The sequence below is a fragment of the Hymenobacter gelipurpurascens genome (genome assembly GCF_900187375.1).
In the GTDB taxonomy this organism is placed as follows: domain Bacteria; phylum Bacteroidota; class Bacteroidia; order Cytophagales; family Hymenobacteraceae; genus Hymenobacter; species Hymenobacter gelipurpurascens.
This window is the reverse complement of record NZ_FYEW01000002.1, coordinates 283,777-306,052: the sequence shown is the minus strand read 5'-3', so window position 1 is coordinate 306,052 and position 22,276 is coordinate 283,777. Positions and strand designations below refer to the sequence as shown.

Here is a 22,276-nt window from a genome sequence, read left to right as displayed (position 1 = left end):
TCCTCGTGCCGACGTGCTTTTATAAGCTTACAGTAAAATAAGTGGCCTACAGGCCTAGCAGTTCCTCGGCGGCGCCGAAGGCTGATTTGCGGCCGTCCATTACCTGCTGGCGGATTTCGGCGAGGCGAGTGGCCACGTCGGGGCGGGCGTAGAAACGGGTTTCCAGCGCTTCGCGGATGGTCTCGTGGAGCCAGTGCAAGTTCTGCTCCTGGCGGCGGCGCTGGAAATAGCCGCTTTCCTGCGTTTGCTGCACATACCGCTGGATTACTTCCCACACTTCGGGCACACCCGCACCTGATACCGCTGAGCTGGTAGTGACTACCGGGCTCCATTGGGAAGGCGCCAATGGGAACAGGTGCAGCGCATTCTGGTACTCAGCGCGGGCCCGGCGGGCGGCCAGCTCGTTGCCGCCATCGGCTTTGGTGATGGTTACGGCATCGGCCATTTCCATGATGCCTTTCTTGATGCCTTGCAGCTCGTCGCCGGCGCCGGCGAGCATCAGGAGTAGGAAAAAATCGACCATGCCGTGCACGGCCGTTTCGCTCTGGCCTACGCCCACGGTTTCCACAAATATCACGTCGTGGCCCGCGGCCTCACAGAGCACCAGCGCCTCGCGGGTGCTGCGCGTGACGCCGCCCAGGCTGCGGCCGGCTGGGGAGGGCCGGATATAGGCCTGGGGGTGCGCGGCCAGCAGGTTCATGCGGGTTTTGTCGCCGAGGATGCTGCCGCCGCTGCGCTGGCTGGTGGGGTCTACGGCCAATACCGCCAGGCGGTGGCCTAGCTCGCGCACCAAATGCAGGCCTAGGGCCTCAATAAACGTGCTTTTGCCCACGCCCGGCACCCCCGTAATACCTACTCGCACCGAGCGGCCCGCGTACGGCAGCACCGCATCCAGCACCTGCTGGGCCAGGGCCTGATCGGTAGGCAGCGTGCTTTCCACCAACGTAATGGCCCGGCTCAGCATGACGCGGTTGCCAGCCAATATGCCATCAGTATATTCAGAAACGGAGAAGCGTTTAGCCAAAGCGGAAAAGAAATGTAGCAGAAGCTTCGTTAGTTTGAAGCCGATACCGGTTGCCTTCGGGGAGCGGGTGGCGACTGGCCTACGTAGCCAGCCGGACCTACAAGTCCCAAACTAACGAAGCTTCCGCCACATTCTCGCTTATGAAACGCGCTCCTCTTTCTCTGCTACTCGGCGTTGCGCTGGCATTGCCTACCGCGCTGCACGCCCAAAACGAGCTCAGCAACTTCACGGCCACGGGCCGGGGCGGCGTGGCCACCACCTTCGCCACCGACTACCAGGCCATCGGCATCAACCCCGCCAATCTGGGCCGGGTGGGCGGCGCCAAGTTTGCCTTCACGATAGGCGAAGTGGGCGCCGGGGCGGGCTCTCAGTCGCTCACGCGCCAGCAGCTGCGCAAGTTCATCTACAACACCAACGACCCGCTTTCTGCCCCCGACCGGCAGGAGCTGGCGCGGGCGTTTGCCTCCGATAATGCCCTGAACATGAACGCCGACGCTACCACCTTCGGGCTGGCGGTGCAGCTGCCGGTTATCGGGGGTATTGCCATCAGCAACCGAATCCGGTCGGCGGGGCACGTGGGCCTGAACCAGAACGCCGCCGATCTGCTGTTTCTGGGGCGCGATGCGCCGGTGTACACCTCGGCAGCGGCCGGCAACATTCCGCTGGTATCGGAGGCGCTGGCTGGCACCGAAATGCAGTTTTCTGCGCTTAATGAGTTCAACCTGGCCTGGGGCACGCGCCTGATAGATCTGCCCCTGTTTCAGCTCTCGGCGGGGGCGGGCTACCGCTACATTCAGGGCGTGGGCATTGTCGATATTCGGGTGCAGCCCGGCAACCTACAGGCCTACAGCGCCATGTCGCCGGTGTTCGATATCAACTACGGCTCCCTAACCACCGACCCCAGCTTCAACCTAAAAACCGGCAACGGACTGAAACCTGTGGGCAAAGGGAACGGCTTTGATCTGGGCCTGGCCGCCGAGGTAGGCAAGGCCCTGCGCCTGGGCGTATCCGTCACCGATATCGGGCACATGGAGTGGGAGGGCAACCTGGTCACCGGCAACGACCAGCCGCTCAAGCGCCTCAATTCCAGCGGTGTCGGGACCTATAACTTCATCAAGGAAGCCACCCAGATCTTCGCGGCCGGCACCGATAGCCTGTTTCAGTACCAGGCCGGCCAAACCCGCCGCGCTAATCTGGCCACCAAGCTCCGTGCCGGCGTCGGTCTACGCATCAGCGAATATTTTGAAGCGGGCCTTGATGTGACGATGCCCCTCAACGAGGTGGCCGGTAATTTACCTAACACCTTCATCGGCGCAGGCCTGGACTACAAGCCCGTGCACTGGCTGCGCCTGAGCAGCGGCCTGACCGGCGGCGCCGGCTACGGCCTGAGTGTGCCGCTAGGCTTCACCTTCACCACCTCGTTCTACGAAGCCGGCGTCAGCACCCGCGACGTGGTAGGCCTGGTAGCCTCCAAGAATCCCTACCTCTCCGTGGCCGCTGGCTTCCTTCGGTTTAAAATTGGCGGCGATGTGCAGTGAGGTTTGATGGATTCATGAGGTGGCCTAGGCCAGTTGTGTCATCGTGAGCATGTGGCGCATCAAGTCAGTGTCGAAGCAATCTTTCCTTTTCGCGGCGTCAAGTCCTTAAAAAGCAAAAGCCCTTACCTCCACGGTGGAAGTAAGGGCTTTTGAGTAAATGAATAGTTCGTGCAACGGCAAGGAAGGATTGCTTCGTCCTTCGTCCTCGCAATGACAGGCCTAGGCCACTAGCACATCAAACTCACCTTCTCACTCAATCACCTATTTCCCGGGTTCCGTGATGAAGTTGGGGAGGCCTAGCTTGCTGCGGCGGCCGCCTAGTTTGAGGCCGTCGTCGAGGTACTTGGCGTTGTCGGAGTTGGGGTTCTGGATAATGCCCAGGAACTGGTTATCCTCGCGGGCCACGTAGATGTTGCCGTCGGGGGCGCGCTGCAGGGAGCCCACTTTGCGGTTCGCCGATTTACCAACAACGGCAGCTTTGCCGGTTTTCAGGTCAATCTGAAAGATCTGGGCCTGGCCGCCGCCTTCGCCGTTGCTGGAGCCGTAGAGCTTGGTGCCATCGGGCGAAAACTCCACGCCGTAGGCCTCCGGATAAGGACCGTACGACTTCACATTGCGCACTAGGCCAGTATTTCGGTCGAAGTCGAATACTTCATATTTGTTGGCTTCGCGCCACAGGGCTACGGCCAGCTTTTTGCCATCGGGCGAGAACTTCATGGCGCCGATGGCGTTGCGGCCGGGGCCGGCGTGCATGCTGCCCACATTGCTCATAATGGGCTTGCTCTGCACGCCATCGGCGGTTACCAGGAAGCTCACGAAAGCATTGGAGTTCCAGCGGTGGGCTACAATCCAGACGTCGCGGCCGTTTTGGTGGCGTACGGCGGCCAGCTTCTCGGCCACGGGTGAAATCAGGAGGGCATTGGCGCGGGGCACGTCGCCGAGGCCGTTGTCGCGGGTCATATCCACGGTGGAGTAGCGTAGTCCACCGCTGGTGCCCTGGGCCGCTACCGTGAACACATAGAACACATTGCCGCTGCCGGGGTCGGGCACGATGAGGGCGCTCTGGGTGCTGGAGTTGGAGCCCATCAGCTTCTTGCCGCTGGGCATCACCTGGTGCTGGCGGTTGAACACAAACTCGCCGTTGGTGTAGAACAATAGTTGTCCCTGCTGATTGGTAGCCACCGCCGAGCCCTCGTAGGTCGTCATTTTGCTGGTGAGCAGGGGCGTGGGCGCGCCGCCATCGGCGGGGAAGCTCAGGCCGGCCTGCTGACCAAACAACCAGATAGACTGTTCCCGCTGGGCAAACGAAGCCACGGCCGGCAACAGCAAAAGCAACAGAAGCGAAAGTCGTTTCATGAATAGGGCGTTAAATACGCTGATGATATTACTAACGCAAATTCGTGCCAGATTAGTGAACGAGTGGCCTAGGCCACTCGTGCCTCCTCGCAATGACAGGTCTAGGCCACTTTACACCTCCCATTCGCCGGCCAGCAGGCGCGGAATCAGGGGCTGGATGATGCGGTAGCTGGCGCCCCAGAGCTTGTAGTCTCCGACGCGGAAATAAGGGACGCGGCGCGGGCCGGGCCAGCCGGGTAGGTTCCATTCTTCTTCAGTATGGGTGGCAGTATCGGCGAGGTGGCGCAGCGGAATTTCTAGCACTTCATCAATCTCGCGGGTTTGCCATTCCCACACTTCCGGGCGGGCAATGCGCCCCAGAAACGGCGAAATCTGAAAGCCTGAGGGGACAGGCACGCTGGGCAATGAGGTCAGAATTTCCACATTGGTGGGCAGAAGCTTCACTTCCTCGTACGCCTCTCGCAAGGCCGTAGCCTGCAACGATTCATCTTCGGGGTCGCGCTTGCCACCAGGAAATGCCAGTTGGCCGCCGTGCACGCCAAAGGCCGAGCGGCGCACCATCACAATCTGCACTTCACCGGCATCATCCCGAAACACCGGCACCAGCACGGCAGACTCCCGAAAAGTCTTAGGTATAGGAAAATCGGCGTCGGAAATAGAAGGCGTAAGCATGGTACAAAGGTACGCCCAGAGCGCACCATCAGTTACTAGGCCACTCCGGGCGTTCTTATTTGAAAGAGGAATATTGGACGCTATGCAGCTTTGTTACTGAGGTGTTTTAGCCAGAGAAGCTCCTCTGCATGCCAAACTCCCGACCCCGCTACTTTCCGTCGTATTGCTGGGCCATCTGGCGGTAGTAATCCTGCAGCACATAGAAGGCCTTTTTCTTGGTGCCGGTGCTAGAAATCAGGCCTTTGCGGTTGAAGCCGTTCTGGTACACCGGGTGCTGGCGGCGGGTAGCCCGGAAGTCGGCCAGAATCCAGGGCGTCATGCCGCGTAGTCCTTTAATAGTGCTCAGCATCTTGAGCTGGTTTTGGTAGAGTGCCTCCTGGTATTCTTCGCTCCAGCGGGTGTTGGCGTCGCCGTGGTAGCCGGCCAGCGCGTCGCCGCCAAACTCACTGATCATGACGGGCTTGTTGTACTTGATATCGAAAGTGTACTTCGTGATTTCGCTGGGCTTGCCGCCCCAGTACCAGCCGGCGTATTCGTTGATGCTGGTCAGGTCCAGAAATTCGCCCAGTGGGTCATCTACGTGCATCACATTGTCGGGGGTGCGGTGCAGCTCCAGGGCCGCCGAAATCAAGCGCGTGTCGTCGAGGGCGCGGGCTTTCTTGGCCAGACTGCTCATGAACTTGAGGCGCGGCTCGCCAAGCGGCGTTTCGTTGCCGACGGACCAGACCACCACGCTGGCGCGGTTTTTCCCCATTGAAATCAGGTCGGAGAGCTGCTGCTCGGCGTTCTGGTAGGTGGCTTGGTTTTCCCAGGCAATAGTCCAGTACACGGGCACCTCGGCCCACACCAGCAGGCCCATTTCATCGACTAGCTTGAGCATGGTTTCGTTGTGCGGATAGTGAGCCAGGCGCACATAGTTGCAGCCGAGTTCCTTGGCCCAGGTCAGGAGCATGCGCAGGTCGCCTTCGCCGCGCGCCCGGCCCGGAATCAGCGGGTTTTCATCGTGCATGGAAATGCCGCGCAGGAAAACAGACTTGCCATTCAGCAGAATATCCTGGCCGCGTGTTTCGATGCTGCGGAAGCCGATGCGGTCCTTCACTTCATCGGTGCCACTGCGCAGGGTTACGGCGTAGAGCTTCGGGTTTTGCGGCGACCAGCGCGTGAGCTTCCGGGCGGGCACGCTAAACGTGGCCCGGCCTTCGGTATCCGTTTTCAGCTTCTGGCTGATGTTGGCTTCGCCAATTGAGAGGGTTACGCTTTGGTTGGCGCGGCCTTCGCCGCTGAGCTGCACGTAGCCTGCCAGCGTGTTCGGGTCGTTTTTGGCGAGCTGGACTTTGTAGTCGGTGATGTATGTCTGGGGCGTTTCGGCAATGAATACGTCGCGCGTGATGCCGCCGTAGTTCCACCAGTCGGTGTTGATGGTGGGTACTTCCTCGGGGCGGCGGGTGTTGTCGGCCTTCACCACCACAAAGTTGTCGCCGGTCGTGCTCAAGCGGTCCGTGATGTCATATTGAATGGGTGTGAACCCGCCCTTGTGCATACCCAGCTTCTTGCCGTTTAGGTAAATGTGCGACTCATAGTTAATCGCCCCAAAATACAGGAAGTAGCGCTTGCCGGCTTTGGGCTGGAGGTTGAAGCTTTTCTTGTACCAGATAGTGCCCTCGTAGTAGAGCAGCTTGGGGTCCTGGGAGTTCCAGTCGCCGGGAATCTGCATGGCCTGCGACTTGTCGAAGTCATACTCAATCAGCTCTTCTTCCTGCGTGCTGCTGGGCTTGGCATTGTCGTAGTAGCCGCCTTTGCCGGATTTCGACTGGTCAAAGGCCTCGCGGCGGTAATCATAAAAACCGTTTTCGTAGGGGTCGATGATGTAATTCCAGCTGCCGTTCAAACTCAGCACGCGCCGCGCCGGCATGTTCTGAAGCAAAATTGACTGGCCTATCAGCGGCAAGCTGTTGAAAGTGCCCACCAGTAGCAAGGCGACCGTTAGGGCTTTCATCAGGTTGGATAATAGCATAAGTGGGAAGTATAGAGTGGTAATGCTGTGCTTGTCAGGTTGGCTTCAGCGAAGAATCTGTTCATAATGCAATGAGCTGCTAGGCCAGTCGAGCTGGCGTGGCAGGGCGCTGCGCCCGGTGCAGGCTGATAACCGAAGTAGTATAGTAGATAAAATGGTAAAGGCCTATTTACCGGTGCTGCAACGGGCTGGTATGCGCTAGGGTATGTAGATAGTGGCTCTAAACAGATACCTATATCAACCCAAAACGTCATGCTTGATCTGCCGTCCGCTTGCCGAAGCATCTCTACCGCTTCGTTTCAATAGGCCTAGGCCAGTGGAGTGGTCAGAGGTAGAGATGCTTCGGCTCCGCTCAGCAGGACGTTCTTTTGTCTTACTATCACAGCTTACTGCCACAGCCTACATCAGAGGCCTAGCGCGGTGCCACCAAAAGTACCTGCCGGCTGATTACAGCTATTGCACCGCGTAGGCGCCGCCGGCCTCTACAGTGACGGTAGGCAGCTGATGCGTATCGGCGAAGCGCTGGTAACCGGGCGCCAGCTCCAACCAAAAGGCCGTGTGCGGGCTGGCCATGCGGCGGGCAATGTTGGCATCCGTCAGCTCAAACGGGAAAATATGCACCGGAATATCCAGCTGGCCGGCGGCGCGGGCTTCCACGGCCAGCACATACAGCTCCCGAATACCGGCATCAGTGATGGGCAGGCAGCCAATGGTGGCATCGGAGCCATGAATGAAAATATCATTGCCGGGGTCTTGTAGGCCACTATGCTGCAGGTCGGCGGCGTTCGGGTAATCGAGGCCCAACGACAGGTGAAAGAGGCTGTTGGGGTTGAAGCGGTTGATGTGGTAGAACCCCTCCGGCACCTGCCCATCACCCAGGCGGCGCTTGGGCCCCAGCGTGCCCGAGGTGCCGGCCAGCCGAAACGTGCGCAGCAACTGGAACTCACCTTCGCCCTGGTTGCGGCCCCAGGCTTCTACGCGCCGCTCCACCTTCAGGGCCCTGATAAATAGCTCCAGCCGCTCCGGCGCAATGCCGTGCTGCTGCAACTGGGCCTGCAGTGTGGTTCCGTTTAGGGAGTAGGCCTCGCGCACCCTTGGGAAGCGCAGTTGCTCTTGTCGGAAGGCCGGATCGGGGGAGGAGAGAGGAGAGAAAGCAGTGGCAAGAGCCGCCGCCCAAAACAGAAGACGCATGAAGTAAAGGTAGTGGCCTACAGCCTTGCACGAGACAAGCTGCTTCGCCTTTTTCAGCTCAACGCCCGCTGACCGGATTCAAGTATCAGGATACTAATATATAACGTGTTGATTCTGAGCTCTGGCCCAGCCAGACGATTCTTCGCGTAGGCCTAGGCCAGTTAAACACTACCTACAATCGGCTCTTTCCGTATGGTGTTCCATGGCTTCTTTAACTCCTGCTGCTGAGCGCTCCGACTACGTGCCCGATGTGCTGGGCGACGATTTCGAGCAACTGACCCTGGTTCCTGCCGCTGCTGAAGACTATGAAGGCCCTGTGGTGAGCACGCTGGTGCGCAAACGTGCCCCAGCGCATACCACGCGAGCCGTATTGTATGTGCACGGCTTCAACGACTACTTCTTTCAGCGGGAGCTGGCTACCGAATACAACACCCACGGCTTTCACTTTTACGCTCTCGATCTGCGCAAGTACGGCCGCTCCATCCGGCCGCATCAGCGCCCCAACAACGTGCGCAACCTGAGCGAGTATTTTCAGGATCTGGATGCCGCTCTGGCCCAGATGCGTGCCGAGGGCAACACCACACTCGTCCTGACCGGGCACTCCACCGGTGGCCTTATTACGGCGCTTTATACTGGCCAACGCAAGGAGCAGGGCGGATTGGCCGCGCTGGTACTCAACAGCCCGTTTCTGGAAATGAACCAGCCCTGGCTGTTGCGGCGGGTGGGCACGCCCCTTATGGCACAGCTCGGCGCCTGGTGGCCAGATCTGAAATTGCCCGGCACGCTGCCCCCTGTGTATGGCCGGAGCCTGCATAAGAACTTCCACGGCGAGTGGGACTACGATTTAGACTGGAAACCCAACCAGGTATTTGCCCTGAACGCGGGTTGGCTGAACGCCATTCGGGCCGGGCACGCCCAGGTACGGCGGGGGCTGGGCATTGCGGTGCCAGTGCTCGTGCTGTTCTCCACGCGCTCCTACCAGCGGGGCCAGCGTGAAGACCTGCACCGCACCGATGCCGTCCTGAACGTGGAGCATATCCGGGCGCTGTCGCCGCGGCTGGGTATCCACGTTACGGCGCACGCTCTGGAAGGTGCCATTCATGATGTGTTTCTGTCCCGGAAAGCGGTGCGGGCAGAGGCCTACCGCGTGCTATTCGACTGGCTGGGTAAGGCGTTACCCAAGGATACTCACCAAGAAGAACCCAACTAAACCCATGTACTGCCTTATTCCCCTGACCCGTTGGATGGCTCTGCTGCTACTTATAAGTGGCTTGGTGGTTTCCAGTGCCCTGGCCCAAGCCTCGGAGGGCGCATTTGCAACGTGGCTCCCGAAACAGCGGTGGCAGAAGCGCGTGGTGCTGCTCTGCGCCCCCAATAGTGCATCTTCTGAACTGAAGGCCCAACGCCATCAGTTGGCCGCCGCTCCGGCCGAGCTGCAGGAGCGGGACATAGTGGTGCGGGAAGTACTCTTCGATCAGCTATCAAACCCCGACCGGCAGTACATCATGCAAAAATTGGGGGTGAAGCCCGCCGCGTTTACGCTATTGCTCATCGGGAAAGATGGAGGTGTGAAGCGCCGCGAAACAGCGCCAATCAGCCCAACTTCCTTGTTTGGGACCATTGATACCATGCCTATGCGCCGCCAGGAAGCCCGCCGCCCCAAGTAGTGGCCTAGGCCACTGGTGGCGCTTCGTTACCTTTGGCGCCTTGCCAACCTGCCCGCCCGCGTGCCCGATTCTGTGATTACCGACTACGATGTACTACTAGTAGGCGCCGGACCAGCAGGCACGGCTTGCGCCCTGGCGCTGCGCAGGAGTGGCCTACGGGTGGCGCTGGTAGATAAAGCCCAGTTTCCGCGCGACAAAATCTGCGGCGACGCCATTCCCAGTCCCACCCTCAAGGCCCTCGCCGGCCTCGATGTGGCCTACGCGGCCGAGCTGCGCGTCCTGCTGGCCTCGCACCGCGCCGATGTAGCGCACAGCCGGCTGGTGGCACCCGGCGGCGCCGAGGTCAGCATCAGTTGGAAAGCACCGGCCTTCAACAGCCCCCGGCTGCAGTTTGATGAGGCTCTGCTGAAGCTGGTGCGCCGCCACACCACCACTACGGTGCTGGAAAACTGGCCAGTGAAGACGGTAGAGGCCTGTTCCAGCCACGTTACCCTTCACTCCGCCAATCATGCTCAGCCGCCCCTCACGGCCCGCCTCGTGATTGGCTGCGACGGGGCAAACTCGGTGGTAGGCCGCCACCTGGCGCCATGGCCGCTCGACCGCAGCCGCCACTGCGCGGCCGTGCGGGCATACTATTCGGGGGTAACCAATGCCCCCGAAACTACCAGCGACTTTTATTTTCTGCGGCAACACCTGGCTGGCTACTGCTGGGTGTTTCCAGTCGGCAATGGCGTGTACAACGTCGGCTTCGGCATGCTTTCCTCCGATATTGCCCGCGACCAGATCGACCTGAAAGCTGTGCTGCGGGAGCTGCTGGCAGAGCACCCCGCCCTGGCACCCCAGTTCCGGGAGGCCCGGCCACTCTCCGAAATAAAAGGTTTTGGGCTCCCGCTGGGCGGCTCAGCCAGGCCACTCACGGGCCCGCGTGCCCTGCTCTGCGGCGACGCGGCGGCCCTCATCGACCCCATGCAAGGCCACGGAATTGATAAGGCGGTGCAAAGTGGCCTACTGGCCGCCGAGCACGCCTTGCGGTGTTTCCAGCAGAATGATTTTAGCGCGGCCAGCCTGCACCAGTACCAGGCAGAAGTGCAGCGGCGCATTGGGCGGCCGCTAGGCCAGCGCTACCGCCTAATGCGCTTTCTTTCGGGGCAGCCTTGGTTGGTAAATAGCGTGGTGCGGGTGGCGCGCTGGCCCTGGATACGGCAGGCCCTCGTCAGGAATTTTGGCTGATTTCTTGCGGCTTCCGCGTTCGGTAAGCTTAACTTTACTGAGCTCACCGCGTTTCTATGTAAGAGGGCTTGCGCTGGTAAGCCCGTATTTTCTGTGCCTGTTCGCTTCCCTATATCGCCCTGGCTGCGCCTGTCGCTGCTACTAACCATTTGGTTGGGCGGTTGGTGGTATCTGGATGCGCCGCTGGTCACGCCTGAGCGGACTCCGCAGCGAGTTCAGGCCGGGCATCAGGCAGTAGGGCAGCAGCCGGAGCTTACGCTGGCGCACTTGCAGGAACACGCTGCGCTGCTGCCGGCCGCGCCCGATGTGCCGGTAGGCACTAGCAGCGGCGCCTGGCTGCCCGCCGTATTCAGCTGGCCCGAGCTGGTATGGCCGTCAGCCGTAGGCCGGCCGGCTGCCTTGCAGGCATGTGCGGTTCCCGACTTGTTTCGGGTTCGGCTGTTGCTGACGGCGTTATCACCTAACGCCCCGTAAAAAGCAGATAAGAATTGTTGTAGGTAGTAGGCGCGGCCCCTGGGTGGCCGGCGTCTGCTGTTTTGTCTGGCCTAGGCCAGTAGCGCCTTGCACACTGGAGGGCGCTTTCCTCATCTGCTTATTCTGCTCTTATGTTTTTACAGCAACTGTTGCTCGAGCGCAACAAAAAGCCCACGAGTGGTCTGTCCACACCTCCGCCGGGCGGCCCTTTGCCGGAGTTTCCCGCCGATTTATTAGCCAACACCGGCCGCAGTCTGCGCCGTCCGCTGGTTCAGGCTGGTCTTATTGTGGCCGGTATTTTCTCCGCTGCCTTGGGCCTGAAGGGCTTTTTATTGCCTAATGAGTTCATTGATGGCGGCGTAACGGGTATTTCTCTACTGACTAATCAGCTGACCGGTATTTCCCTGTCCGTCCTGATTGTGGTCATCAATATCCCGTTCATCATCATGGGCTATTACCAGCTGGGTAGGGGGTTTGCTTTGCGCACCCTGGCCGCCATTCTGGGCCTGGCACTGGTGCTGCTCGTGATTTCCTTCCCGGTTATTGCCACCGATAAGCTCCTGATTGCGGTGTTTGGCGGCTTCTTTCTGGGCGCTGGTATTGGCCTGGCCATACGGGGTGGCGCCGTGCTGGATGGCACCGAAATCCTGGCCGTCTACATCAGCAAGAAAACACCCCTGAGTGTGGGCGATATCGTGTTGGTCATCAATATTCTGATCTTCGGGGTGGCCGCTATGCTGCTGTCCATCACTACCGCGCTGTACTCCATTCTGGCGTATTTGTCGGCGGCCAAGACGATGGATTTCATCATTGAAGGCATTGAAGAATACACTGGCGTAACTATCATCTCGCAGCGCTCCGATGAAATCCGGAAGATGATAACCGAGAAGCTGGGCAGGGGCGCAACTATTTATCTGGGCAAGCGCGGTTTCGGCAGCCGTGGCGAGCAGCTCGAAACCCTGGATATCATCTTCACCCTGGTTACGCGCCTGGAAGTCACGCGCCTCACCGACGAAATCGACCGCCTCGACCCGCAAGCCTTCGTAGTGATGAGCAGCGTGCGAGACACTAAAGGTGGCCTAGTGAAAAAACGCCCTCTGCACTAGAAACCAAAATGGTTATTCTCTCCTCGACTGAGCAGGAGAGTTGTGTTTTTTGCTGGAATTGTATTCCAGCAAAAAGCCCGTTGACTTCTCCTAGTAGGAGAAATCAACGGGCTTTTTTACGAACAAAAGTGGCCTAACCGATGCTCCGAATCACGCCGCCATCTACCCGCACGGAAGCGCCATTGGTGGCGGAGGCCAGCGGGCTCGACAGATACACAACCATGCTGGCCACTTCCTCGGTGGTAGCGAAGCGCTGCAGCAGCGAGGAGGGGCGAGCGTCGCGGAAGAACTCGTGCTCCGCTTCCTTCTGCGTCTTGCCTTCGGCTGATAGCTTCCCGATGAACTCCTGCACGCCCTCAGAGGCTGTAGGGCCAGGCAGCACCGAGTTAACCGTTACGCCGGTGCCTTTCGTGAGCTCGGCCAGGCCCCGCGCTACGGCCAGCTGAGCGGTTTTAGTGGTGCCGTAATGAATCATTTCCTCCGGAATCTGCAGGCCCGACTCGCTGGAGATAAACAGGATGCGGCCCCAGTTTTTGGCCAGCATCTGCGGGAAATAGTGCCGTGAAAGCCGCACGCCGCTCATCACGTTCACCTCAAAAAAGCGTAGCCATTCCTCGTCGGGTATTTCTGCGAACGGCTTTGGGTCGAAGATACCCACGTTGTTTACCAGAATATCCACCGAAGGCACCTGCTGCAGCAGGCGCGCAATTTCCTCGGGCTTGCCAAAATCAACAACCACGCCCCGCACCTGGGCCTGCGGAAAGTCGGCCAGTATAGCGGCGCGGGCTTCCTGAATGCGGCCGTCGGTGCGACCCGTGATGATAAGTTGAGCGCCTTCGGCGGCCAGGCCGCGCGCAATAGCCAGCCCAATGCCAGCCGTAGAGCCTGTTACGAGGGCCGTTTTGCCCGTGAGTTGTAAGTCCATGATAGCTGTATTAATGAAGCAATTCCCGGTTCAACAGGCCTAGGCCTGTTTTGTATACTGCTTCCCGAAAGAACAAGTGGCCTAGGCCACTCTGCTACTCCGCCTGGCGCTGGGCGGCGGGGCGGAAATCGGGGTTGAAATTGAGGCTGACCTGCACGGTGTGGTTGTTCTCGAACACCACGCCATCATCATGCTGCACAATTTGCTGCAGGTAGCTGGTTTCCAGGCCCAGCGCGTCCGTAATCTGGTAGCCGAGGCCGCCATACAGGCGGTTTTGGTTGAAGATGTTGGCCGCCACGTTGGGCCCGTAGCTGATGAAAATCTCATCCGAAGCCAGCGCGTAGAGCGTGCCGGCTTCTATGGTGGGTTTGGTGAGCGGAAACTTCAGCTGCAGCCGATAGCGGGATCGGTTCTGGAAGCTGTAGGCCACTTCCTCGGGGCCGCGCAGCCAGCGCAGGTCCTGGATGTAGCGGTGCGTGAGCGAGAGGCGGCCGATGGCATTATCCAGCTCCGCCTTCAGGTACAGGCGCCGCTCGTGGCTGCGGCCAGGGTCGGGGAAGTCGCCGTAGGGGAGGGAAAGCAGGTACACGTAGCCAGCCGTGAGCAGAAGTTTTTCGGTGGCGTGGTAGTTGAGACCGGCGCGGTAAAAATACTGCTGCGGATCCTGGAGGCCGTTGGTGCGCCGGTACTGAAACTCCGTATGCAGCCCCCAGCGCTGGGTAAGGCGGGCATCGCTGAAGTAGCCCAGCCACGCATTACTGTTGCGGTCCTGGATGCGCTCCGGCGGGCGGGCTTGGGCGGCCGCCTCAGGGCCGCCTACGGCACCGGCACCCAGCAGAGCAAGCAGGCAACTATAAAAACCTCTGGAAATCAACACTTGCTGACTAACGCAAACGCCACCACAAGGGATGCGCGCCCACTAGTGGCCTAGCGCCTGCAGGACAGTGAACAGATCCGTGGACAGTCAGCAAATGACATGGCTGCCCCACAGGCCCTAGGATATGGTGGCGTATCAGTAGTCGGCTGTGTAGTGGCCTACGGCATACCAGTTTCAGCTGAAGAAAAGGAGCAGTGAAACGGCCAGATACTGCTGAGCTTTAATCCGGTTATAATTTGGCTTTAATGAAGTTGTAATGTGCCTTTAATGTGCTTATAACATCCTTTTAACGATGGCTTAATTCCGGGTATATGGTTGGGTTATACTTTTGCTAAGAGGTAATATTCAGCTTTTTGCCTGTGCGTGCTGCCTGCTGTAATCAGCAAAAAACACGGCAAAGGAGGAGGCAAGCGGCAGTGGTTGTAAGCTATTCTGATAGCTCCCGCCGTACCGTTTTGATTGGCTTGTTACCCCTGGCTTTCTATTGGCTATTCTTTCTCAACTGAATATGAGTAAAGCAACTTCTGCTTCCCGCTTTCTGGATTTCTCTTATTTCAAAAACGATCTACAGGGAGGCTTTGTCTCGTTTCTGGTGGCGGTACCGCTGTGCCTAGGCATTGCGCTGGCTTCCGGAGCACCGTTGTTTGCGGGTATTATTGCCGGGATAGTGGGAGGGCTGGTAGTAGGGGCGCTGAGCAAGTCGGCGCTGAGTATTTCGGGTCCGGAGGCCGGGCTGATTCTGGTGGTCGTGAGTGCGCTGGAGTCGCTTGGTTCGTTTGGGGCGCTGCAATTGGCGGTGTGCGTGGCGGGGCTGATGCAGGTGGTGATGGGCGTGGCCCGGGCCGGCATCATCAGCAACTTCATTCCTTCGTCGGTAATCAAGGGTATGCTGGCTGCAATCGGCATTATCCTTATCATGAAGCAGCTGCCTCATTTGCTGGGCTACGATGCCGACGCGGCCGAAACACTGGCCTTGTTCCCCAAAACCGGCTCGACCATTCTGGCCCTTTTAGAAACGGCCGTGCATCACATTCAGCCCACCGGCTTGGGCATTGCGGTGCTGGCGCTGGCGGTGCTGGTGCTTTGGGAGCAGGCCATTATCAAGCAGCACCCGGTACTCTCGAAAGTGCCGGGCGCACTGGTGGTGGTAGTGCTGGGCGTGGCGGCCAACCAGCTGGTGCTGGCCCTGAGCCCGGCCTATGCGTTGGGCGGCACGCACTTGGTGCAGCTGCCGGTAGTAAGTAGTGTTGCCGATTTTCAGGGACTGTTCACGCTACCCGATTTCAGCCAGCTCACCAATAGCAAGGTGTACATAGCGGCCCTGTCTATTGCGCTGGTAGCCAGTCTGGAGGCCCTGCTAGCCATTGAGGCCACCGACGAGCTGGACCCGCTCAAGCGCAAAACGCCCACCAACCGCGAGCTGAAAGCCCAGGGCGTCGGCAACCTGGTAAGTGGCCTACTGGGTGGCCTACCGCTAACCTCCGTGATTGTGCGCAGCTCCGTGAGTCTCAATGCCGGTGCGCGCACCAAGGTGGCGGCGCTGCTGCACGGCACGTTTTTGCTGGTGAGCGTGCTGCTGTTCCCGAAGCTGCTGAACATGGTGCCGTGGGCCGCGCTGGCCGCTATTCTGCTGGTTACGGGCTATAAGCTCACGCGCATCAGCATTTTCAGGGAGCAACTGAAGGGGGGCGTTATGGAGTTTGTGCCGTTTGCCGTGACCATCGTGGCCATTCTGGCTACCGACCTGCTGATTGGCATCGGCATCGGGGCGGCGGTGGGCATCTTCTTTATCCTGCGCGAAAGCTACCGCAACGCCCATTTCTTCGAGCACCATACCGTGGATGGGCGCGATAAAATCCGCATCAGCCTTGGCGAGCATGTGTCGTTCCTCAACAAGGCTAGCATCCTGACGGTGCTCAAGGATATCCCGGAAAACGCCACCCTCGAAATCGACGGTACCAACTCGGCCTTTATTGATCGGGATATTATCAGTGCCATCGAAAACTTCCGTGAAACGGCTCGCCAGCGCAACATTCAGGTGGTGTTTCTGCGCAAAGCCGACGATTACTCTCAGAACCTTGCCGAGCAGCGCCAGGTAAGCGAGCCGGAAGCCGAGTTCGAGGCCTACTACAAGCTTTTCGACAACGACCGCAATTGGGTAGGGGAGAAGCTTCGGCATGCCCAGCACCCGGCTTCTGAGCTGAGCACCGATGCCCCCAAGTTCCTGTTCATCGGGTGCTGCGACAGCCGCGTGCCAGCCAGCGAAATCATCGGGACGGCGCCCGGCGACGTATTTGTGCACCGCAACGTAGCCAATCTGGTGGTGAGTACCGATCTGAACCTGATGTCGGTGCTGGAATACGCGGTGGAAGTGTTGGGCGTGGAGCATGTGGTGGTGTGCGGGCACTATGGCTGCGGCGGTGTGCGCGTAGCCATGGAGGCCCAGGAGCCCGGCATGCTCACGAGCTGGCTCAGCAATGTGCGCGATGTGATGCAGCGCAACAGCGCTGAGCTCAACGCCTTGGAAACCGACGAAGACCGCTACCGCCGCCTGGTAGAGCTGAACGTGATTGAGCAGGTGTATAACCTCTACCAAACCAGCGCCGTGCTGCAGGCGCGCCAGCAGAACCGCCCCCTGCATCTCCACGGCTGGGTCTACGATTCGCACGCTGGCCGCATTGAGGACCTGCAAGTAGATACCCGCCGCGATTTTGCCGAGTACGACACGGTGCTGCGCTACCAGCTGCGCCCCGAAGGGTTGTCTCGCCTCAGCGGCAACCTGCATCAGCCACCCGCTATTTTCTCGGTCTCTACGGGCAGCACCTACGGCCCCATCATCGCTATTCCGCCCTTGAGCAGCGACGCCCCACTGGGCACGCCCTAAGCGGTATGTTGCAGCAGAACTACAACGGCCGGGCAATTTGCCCGGCCGTTTGCGTAGTGGCCTAGGCCAGTAGCCCCTCAAGTGGCGTGAGTTGGAGAAGTGGCCTAGAACCAGTTAATAAGCACGTTATCCTGACCAAGGAAGGATCTTCTCACGACTGAACAACTGGCCTAGCGCCTCGTGCACCGTAATAAGATTCTTCCTTGGTCAGGATGACGTGCTGTGAGCTTATTGACGTTCAACGATTGTTCAATCAGCCCCAACTCTTCTTTGCTTGATGTGCAACATCATCTGAGCAGGGAGCCTTGCTAGGCCACTAGCAGCGCGTGGCAAGTACAGGCAATCCATTTTTCAGCGTTGCCGTACTAAGGAGCTGACTCGTATACTAACCTGCTTCCCTGTTTTTATGGATTTTACTTCTTCCCGGCCCGAAGATTTGCTGATTGATGCCGCCCGAAAAGGCGATGTAGGCCACCTGCAGGAGCTTATTGCAAGCGGATTGGATGTGAATATCCAGAATGGCAAAGGCTTCACGCCGCTGATTGTGGCCGCCTACGACGACCAGCTGGAAGCTACCCGTTTGCTGCTGCAAGCCGGCGCCGACCCCAACGTTCAAGACGTATCCGGTAATACTGCCCTGATGGGCGTCAGCTTCAAGGGCTACCCGGAGGTGGCCCGGCTCCTCATTGAGCACGGTGCCCAGCTAGATGTGCAAAACGGCAACGGCGGCACCGCCCTCATGTTTGCCACCTTATTCGGCCGCAACAACATCGTTCCCATATTGCTGCAGGCCGGCGCCGACATCAACGTGCAAGATGTGCGCGGCCTCACTGCCCCCGACCTCGCCGTGCAGCAAGGCAACGAAGAAGCACTGCAGATTTTCGATAAGCATTTTGGGCATCAGCCTTCCTAGGCCAGTCGGCCGCTACCTCACTCAAAACTATACTTCCTATGGACCGCGCTAACGCTTATGCCCCATATGCTTATGCTCTGCTCCGCATTGTGGTAGGCCTCCTGTTCGCCATGCACGGCAGCCAGAAGCTACTCGGTGTCCCCGGAGACGGCCAAACCGTAGAAATTGCCTCTTTGATGGGCGTGGCCGGCATCATTGAGTTGGTGGGTGGCCTCTTGATCATGGTCGGTTTCTTGACGCGCATTGCGGCCTTCCTGGCCAGCGGCCTGATGGCCGTAGCCTATTTTATGGCCCATGCCCCACAACACGCACTGCCCATTGTGAACAAGGGCGAGCTGGCCGTAGTATTCTGCTTCGTGTTCCTGTACATCGCGGCCCAGGGCGCGGGCATCTGGAGCATTGATAATATGCTTGGCTCGCGCCGGCCGGCCAGCGCTGGCGTGTAGGCCTATTGTCCTGCTAAAAACAAAACGGCCAGACGCAAGTCTGGCCGTTTGGCGTTTGGAGGCTTTATTTCTTCCAGGGGAGGTTTTTGTCGAAGAGCAAAAATCCCACTGAGAGTATATACTGATTGGTGCTTTGCTGGTAGGCGTAAGTCTGGTTATCGAAGCGGAGATGTTTAGTGTAGGGCGTGAGGCTGTGCTCGTAGCGGGCACCTACGTCGAAGCGCCAAAGCCTCACGCCCATGCCTAGCTGCCCTAGCAACTGCACATGCTCAGGGCTGGTTTCCAGGCTGGTGTAGGCCGGTTGCCAGCTCTCCAGGCCGTTCAGTACTGTTTTTTCGCGCTTATTGACTGCCAGCACTGGACCGGCTACCAGATAGAACTTATCCGTGAGATGATAGCCCGCTAAAGCAGCCACCTCCAGGCGCCGAATTCGGTGGGCATAGCTAAAGTAGCCCCGCGGAAACTCTAGTGTGTATTGATTGCCCAGCACACTCGTGTAGGCCACTTCCGGCTGCACAAAAAAGCTGCCTTTCCCGAGCCCTACACGAGCATACAGGCTGGCCCGGTTGCCAGTGTCATCATCGCGGGCCCTGTCGGTGTCGGTGTACAGAGTGGAGCTGCCCAGCGTTAGTGTGCGTTGTTTGGCCCAGGTTTGATTGACGTTGAAGCTTCCCGCTACACCTACCTCTTGCAGGTGTTGGGCCTGGGTTGCGGAAGCCACTAGCGTACCCGTCAGTACCACCCCTAGGAATAGAGCAGAAGTGTTAAGCATAAAGAAAAGCCGAATAATGTAAGGGATAGTAGAATGCGTAGCAGTTGGTATATGGATCGAATTAATTGGGCAAAAGGTAGCTGTTTTTGAATAGAAAAAGGAGTGCCATGCAGAGTACACTGAACCCAAGGTATCAGCCCGTCATCCTAAGCCTAAGCAAAGCATAGCGGGTTGATCCAAATGTTGCTATTTCTGGTAAACCAAGGATGTGGCTACTCCTCGGTCTTGTTTTCCAAGAGATGATAGTTGTCGTTCTAGGCCACTCCAGAAGCGGGATGCGGCCTACGTCAGGGGCTGCCAGGGCTGCTCTACTACGGCGGCGGTGTTAGTGGAGAGGAAGTGATTGTAGAGCTGCTCTGCGGGGCTCTGGTCTAGGAGCGGTGCGCCCTCGCTGGGCAACACCAGCAGCAACGCATCCGAGGACAGGCCTAGGCGGTTTCTGAGATATTGCTCCAAGGCGGCCGGTTGCTGAATATAGGCTTCCTGAAGCTTCACCACCGTCAGGTGCTGGCCATCGTGCTCTATCTGGGCCACTACGCCGGCTGGGCCGGTGGAGAAAGTATCGGTGTCGTTCTTCATGGGAAGGGTTGGTTGGTGGAGCTACCTATACGAAACTCCGTCCGCAGCTGCTGTTTTCTGTCGTAGGCCACTTCACGGGTGAGCTGCGTTTGCCAGCAGGGCCAGTAACGGCACATGGGTATAAGAACAGCAGAGCCTATAGAAGAACCGCGTAAAAATAACATCTTGCACGTGCGCCCCCCGAAGCACCTCTTTACTTTACCGCTGCAACTGGCCTAGCCCTCAGCAACGGAGCCGATGAGAAATGTAGAGGCCTGATTTGCAGTGCTTCCTGTTCAGTAGGCCAGTTCATCTTTCCACTTCCTGCCCAGCCGCGTAGACACTAGTCGGCCCACCCGAAACGTAGCCACTCTGATGATGAGATACCACCCTCTGCGCGCCGCTATCTTGGTACTGGCCTTCGTCAATTCCTACTGGGCAACTGCTCAAACGCGCCCCGCCATCAACCACGTGGCCCTGTATGTGCACGACTTGCAGAAAAGCACGGATTTCTACCGAAATGTGCTAGGGCTGCAGCAAATCCCGGAGCCTTTCAAAGACGGCCGGCACGTGTGGCTACGGATGGGACGGCACAGCCAGCTCCACCTTATTCAGGGTGCCGCCGCAGTAGAGGAGCACGCCAAAGACACGCATCTGGCCTTTCGGGTGAAAGACATGCAGAAATTCATGGCCCACCTCGACCAGGCTACCACGCGGTACGGCAGCTGGACCGGCGAAGCAAAGCAACTAACTACCCGCCCCGATGGCGTAAAACAGGTATATCTGCAGGACCCCGATAATTTCTGGATAGAAGTCAACGACGACCGATTCTAAAGTCAACCAGAAAAAGCCCGTCATTCCGAGCATGTGGCGCATCAAGCCAGGGACCGAAGCATCTCGCGTGCTGATGTTGGATTACTTTGGCAACGTCAGCACGCGAGATTCCTCGACAAGCTCAGCATGACGTGATAGAACAGCTGCGTCTGGTTATTGCCAGCCGGGCCGGTAGTCGCGCTTCACGAAACGGTTCACCTCGTCGAAGTTGGTGACGCGCAGCTGCTGCGGGTCCCAGAGCAGCTCAATGCCGCGGCCGGGATAGTCGAAGCCGGGGCCGGTGGTTTTGGGCCGCTGCAAATCATAGCCCCGGATAGCAAGGTTGGCCATTAGTAGGGCTTCCGTCAGTGGGCCGGCCGTTTCAAAGGGGGAGCTAACTGGTTGCTTGCCGTGGCCGGCAATGCAGGCTTCTACCCACTGCGCGTAGTGCCCATTGGCGCTGTCCGGCACGCGGGCCAGCGTGGGCTTCACCTCCACCTCCTGATTGCGAGAGAGAGGCAGCAGGCGCGGATCGGCGGCGTAGGTACTGGCCATCATCTTGCCCTTTTTGCCCACAAACAGAATGCCGTTGCCGCCATCGCCAAACAGCTCATTCGGGCCCAGTTCCTCGGGGCGCTCGGGCTGAATGCCGCCGTCCATCCAGTGCACCGTAACTTCTCGCTTGTTCTTTTTGGTGGCCGGAAACGTGAGCGTGACGTGGCTGGAAGGCGGGCAGCTCTCGGGGAAATAGCCGCGCTTAAACTCATCTACATATACGCTGCCCACGCTGGCCTGCACCGCGCTGGCGTATTGCAGGCCTAGTACCCGGAAGGGCGCTTCCAGCAGATGGCAGCCCATGTCGCCGAGGGCACCGGTGCCGTATTCCCACCATCCGCGCCAGTTGAAGGGCACGAGTTTATCTACGTAGGGGCGGAAAGGCGCCGTGCCCAGCCACAGGTCCCAGTCCAGCTCCGGCGGCACGGTGGCGGCCCCTGTTGGCCAGGCAATGCCCTGGGGCCACACGGGGCGGTCGGTCCAGCAGTACACGGTGTGCACTTTCCCGATGAGGTTGGCATCGTACCACTCCTGCAGCTGCCGCACGCCGTCGCCGGAGGCACCCTGGTTGCCCATCTGCGTCACCACGGGGTAGCGCCGGGCGGCTTCCGTCAGGGCGCGGGCTTCGTAGAGGTCGTGGGTGAGGGGCTTTTGCACGTACACGTGCTTGCCCAGCTGCATGGCGGCCAGCGTCACGGGAGCGTGGTTGTGGTCGGGCGTAGACACCGACACGGCATCGAAGTTCTTGGCTTCCTTATCCAGCAGCTGCCGCCAGTCTTTGTAGTACTTCGCCTGCGGAAATGCCTGCCTGGACTTGGCCGCCCGTCGGTCGTCTACGTCGCAGAGGTAGCCAATGCGCACTTTTCCGGTTTTAGCAAACGCGGCCAGGTCGCTTTCGCCTTTGCCGCCAACCCCCACGCCGGCAATGACCAGCTGGTCGCTGGGGGCGGTGTAGCCTTTGCCCCCCAGCACGAAGCGCGGCACAATCATGAACGTGGCTACGGCGGCGGCACCCTGCTTAATAAATTCGCGCCGGGAGGGCTGGGGAGGAACTTGGCTCATACGAAATGGATATAGCAACGAAACAGAAACCCACCGCCCGCCAGGCGCCGGGGTGAGCTGGCCCACGTATCTGCCTGGGCCCAAATAGGATAAGAGCCATAAGGTAGCAAAATCAGGTACAATCCCTAACACCGCCGCGCGTGTTGCCTAGCCACCAATTCTGAGCGACTATTTCCCGCTCCATGGCGTCCCTAGGCCA

20 protein-coding genes are annotated in these 22,276 nt (G+C 59.1%); 10 read left to right on the top strand and 10 right to left on the bottom strand.

Features of this window, described 5'->3' with window-relative positions:
• Positions 1–46 precede the first annotated feature (46 nt).
• Positions 47–1,024, bottom strand: coding sequence for a methylmalonyl Co-A mutase-associated GTPase MeaB (gene meaB, locus CFT68_RS13045; RefSeq protein WP_088843997.1), 978 nt, complete (start codon positions 1,022–1,024; stop codon positions 47–49).
• A 140-nt stretch (positions 1,025–1,164) separates the two neighbouring features.
• On the opposite strand from meaB, the gene CFT68_RS13040 reads away from it, so the two are divergent.
• Entirely contained in the window at positions 1,165–2,562 is a 1,398-nt protein-coding gene (locus CFT68_RS13040) for a DUF5723 family protein (protein WP_141106547.1), read from the top strand.
• 261 nt (positions 2,563–2,823) lie between these two features.
• On the opposite strand, the gene CFT68_RS13035 is transcribed toward CFT68_RS13040, so the two are convergent.
• From CFT68_RS13035 to CFT68_RS13020, 4 genes are all read right to left on the bottom strand, one after another.
• Positions 2,824–3,918, bottom strand: coding sequence for a TolB family protein (locus tag CFT68_RS13035; protein ID WP_088843995.1), 1,095 nt, complete (start codon positions 3,916–3,918; stop codon positions 2,824–2,826).
• Between the two features lie 111 nt (positions 3,919–4,029).
• Positions 4,030–4,590, bottom strand: coding sequence for an NUDIX hydrolase (locus tag CFT68_RS13030; protein ID WP_088843994.1), 561 nt, complete (start codon positions 4,588–4,590; stop codon positions 4,030–4,032).
• 148 nt (positions 4,591–4,738) lie between these two features.
• Positions 4,739–6,604, bottom strand: coding sequence for a glycoside hydrolase family 2 protein (locus CFT68_RS13025; protein WP_212590415.1), 1,866 nt, complete (start codon positions 6,602–6,604; stop codon positions 4,739–4,741).
• Positions 6,605–7,057: 453 nt separating this feature from the next.
• A complete protein-coding gene (locus CFT68_RS13020) occupies positions 7,058–7,795 on the bottom strand; it encodes a L,D-transpeptidase family protein (protein ID WP_141106546.1) in 738 nt (245 codons plus the stop codon).
• A 202-nt stretch (positions 7,796–7,997) separates the two neighbouring features.
• Here CFT68_RS13020 and CFT68_RS13015 point away from each other — a divergent pair, with 202 nt between their 5' ends.
• The 5 genes from CFT68_RS13015 to CFT68_RS12995 all read left to right on the top strand — a co-directional run bounded on the left by CFT68_RS13015 (position 7,998) and on the right by CFT68_RS12995 (position 12,272).
• Positions 7,998–9,005, top strand: a complete 1,008-nt coding sequence (locus CFT68_RS13015; protein WP_088843992.1) for an alpha/beta hydrolase — start codon at positions 7,998–8,000, stop codon at positions 9,003–9,005.
• Between the two features lie 4 nt (positions 9,006–9,009).
• Positions 9,010–9,462: a DUF4174 domain-containing protein gene (locus CFT68_RS13010; RefSeq protein WP_170934792.1), complete on the top strand. Its 453-nt coding sequence runs from the start codon at positions 9,010–9,012 to the stop codon at positions 9,460–9,462.
• A gap of 15 nt (positions 9,463–9,477) precedes the next feature.
• The gene (locus CFT68_RS13005; protein WP_212590414.1) at positions 9,478–10,692 is read left to right on the top strand and encodes an NAD(P)/FAD-dependent oxidoreductase; all 1,215 of its coding nucleotides are present in this window, start codon (positions 9,478–9,480) and stop codon (positions 10,690–10,692) included.
• A gap of 93 nt (positions 10,693–10,785) precedes the next feature.
• Complete coding sequence (locus CFT68_RS13000) at positions 10,786–11,166, top strand: hypothetical protein (RefSeq protein WP_088843989.1); 381 nt, start codon at positions 10,786–10,788, stop codon at positions 11,164–11,166.
• 131 nt (positions 11,167–11,297) lie between these two features.
• A complete protein-coding gene (locus CFT68_RS12995) occupies positions 11,298–12,272 on the top strand; it encodes a YitT family protein (protein WP_088843988.1) in 975 nt (324 codons plus the stop codon).
• A gap of 133 nt (positions 12,273–12,405) precedes the next feature.
• Here the strand turns inward: CFT68_RS12995 and CFT68_RS12990 are convergent, their stop codons facing one another.
• Complete coding sequence (locus CFT68_RS12990) at positions 12,406–13,197, bottom strand: SDR family NAD(P)-dependent oxidoreductase (protein ID WP_088843987.1); 792 nt, start codon at positions 13,195–13,197, stop codon at positions 12,406–12,408.
• A gap of 94 nt (positions 13,198–13,291) precedes the next feature.
• On the bottom strand, positions 13,292–14,071 hold the full coding sequence (locus CFT68_RS12985; protein WP_170934790.1) for a DUF2490 domain-containing protein: 780 nt from the start codon (positions 14,069–14,071) through the stop codon (positions 13,292–13,294).
• Positions 14,072–14,582: 511 nt separating this feature from the next.
• On the opposite strand from CFT68_RS12985, the gene CFT68_RS22145 reads away from it, so the two are divergent.
• From CFT68_RS22145 to CFT68_RS12970, 3 genes are all read left to right on the top strand, one after another.
• Positions 14,583–16,958, top strand: coding sequence for a SulP family inorganic anion transporter (locus tag CFT68_RS22145; RefSeq protein WP_088843985.1), 2,376 nt, complete (start codon positions 14,583–14,585; stop codon positions 16,956–16,958).
• Between the two features lie 406 nt (positions 16,959–17,364).
• Entirely contained in the window at positions 17,365–17,871 is a 507-nt protein-coding gene (locus CFT68_RS12975) for an ankyrin repeat domain-containing protein (RefSeq protein ID WP_088843984.1), read from the top strand.
• Positions 17,872–17,909: 38 nt separating this feature from the next.
• Complete coding sequence (locus CFT68_RS12970; RefSeq protein WP_088843983.1) at positions 17,910–18,317, top strand: DoxX family protein; 408 nt, start codon at positions 17,910–17,912, stop codon at positions 18,315–18,317.
• A 64-nt stretch (positions 18,318–18,381) separates the two neighbouring features.
• Here the strand turns inward: CFT68_RS12970 and CFT68_RS12965 are convergent, their stop codons facing one another.
• Positions 18,382–19,089 carry a porin family protein gene (locus CFT68_RS12965; RefSeq protein ID WP_088843982.1) on the bottom strand — a complete coding sequence of 236 codons (708 nt, stop codon included), beginning with the start codon at positions 19,087–19,089 and terminating at the stop codon, positions 18,382–18,384.
• Between the two features lie 282 nt (positions 19,090–19,371).
• Positions 19,372–19,668, bottom strand: coding sequence for a hypothetical protein (locus CFT68_RS12960; RefSeq protein WP_088843981.1), 297 nt, complete (start codon positions 19,666–19,668; stop codon positions 19,372–19,374).
• 357 nt (positions 19,669–20,025) lie between these two features.
• Between CFT68_RS12960 and CFT68_RS12955 the strand changes: the two genes are divergently transcribed.
• On the top strand, positions 20,026–20,481 hold the full coding sequence (locus tag CFT68_RS12955) for a VOC family protein (protein WP_088845071.1): 456 nt from the start codon (positions 20,026–20,028) through the stop codon (positions 20,479–20,481).
• Positions 20,482–20,634: 153 nt separating this feature from the next.
• Here CFT68_RS12955 and CFT68_RS12950 read toward each other — a convergent pair whose 3' ends face one another.
• Positions 20,635–22,077, bottom strand: coding sequence for a Gfo/Idh/MocA family protein (locus CFT68_RS12950; RefSeq protein ID WP_088843980.1), 1,443 nt, complete (start codon positions 22,075–22,077; stop codon positions 20,635–20,637).
• Positions 22,078–22,276: the final 199 nt, after the last annotated feature.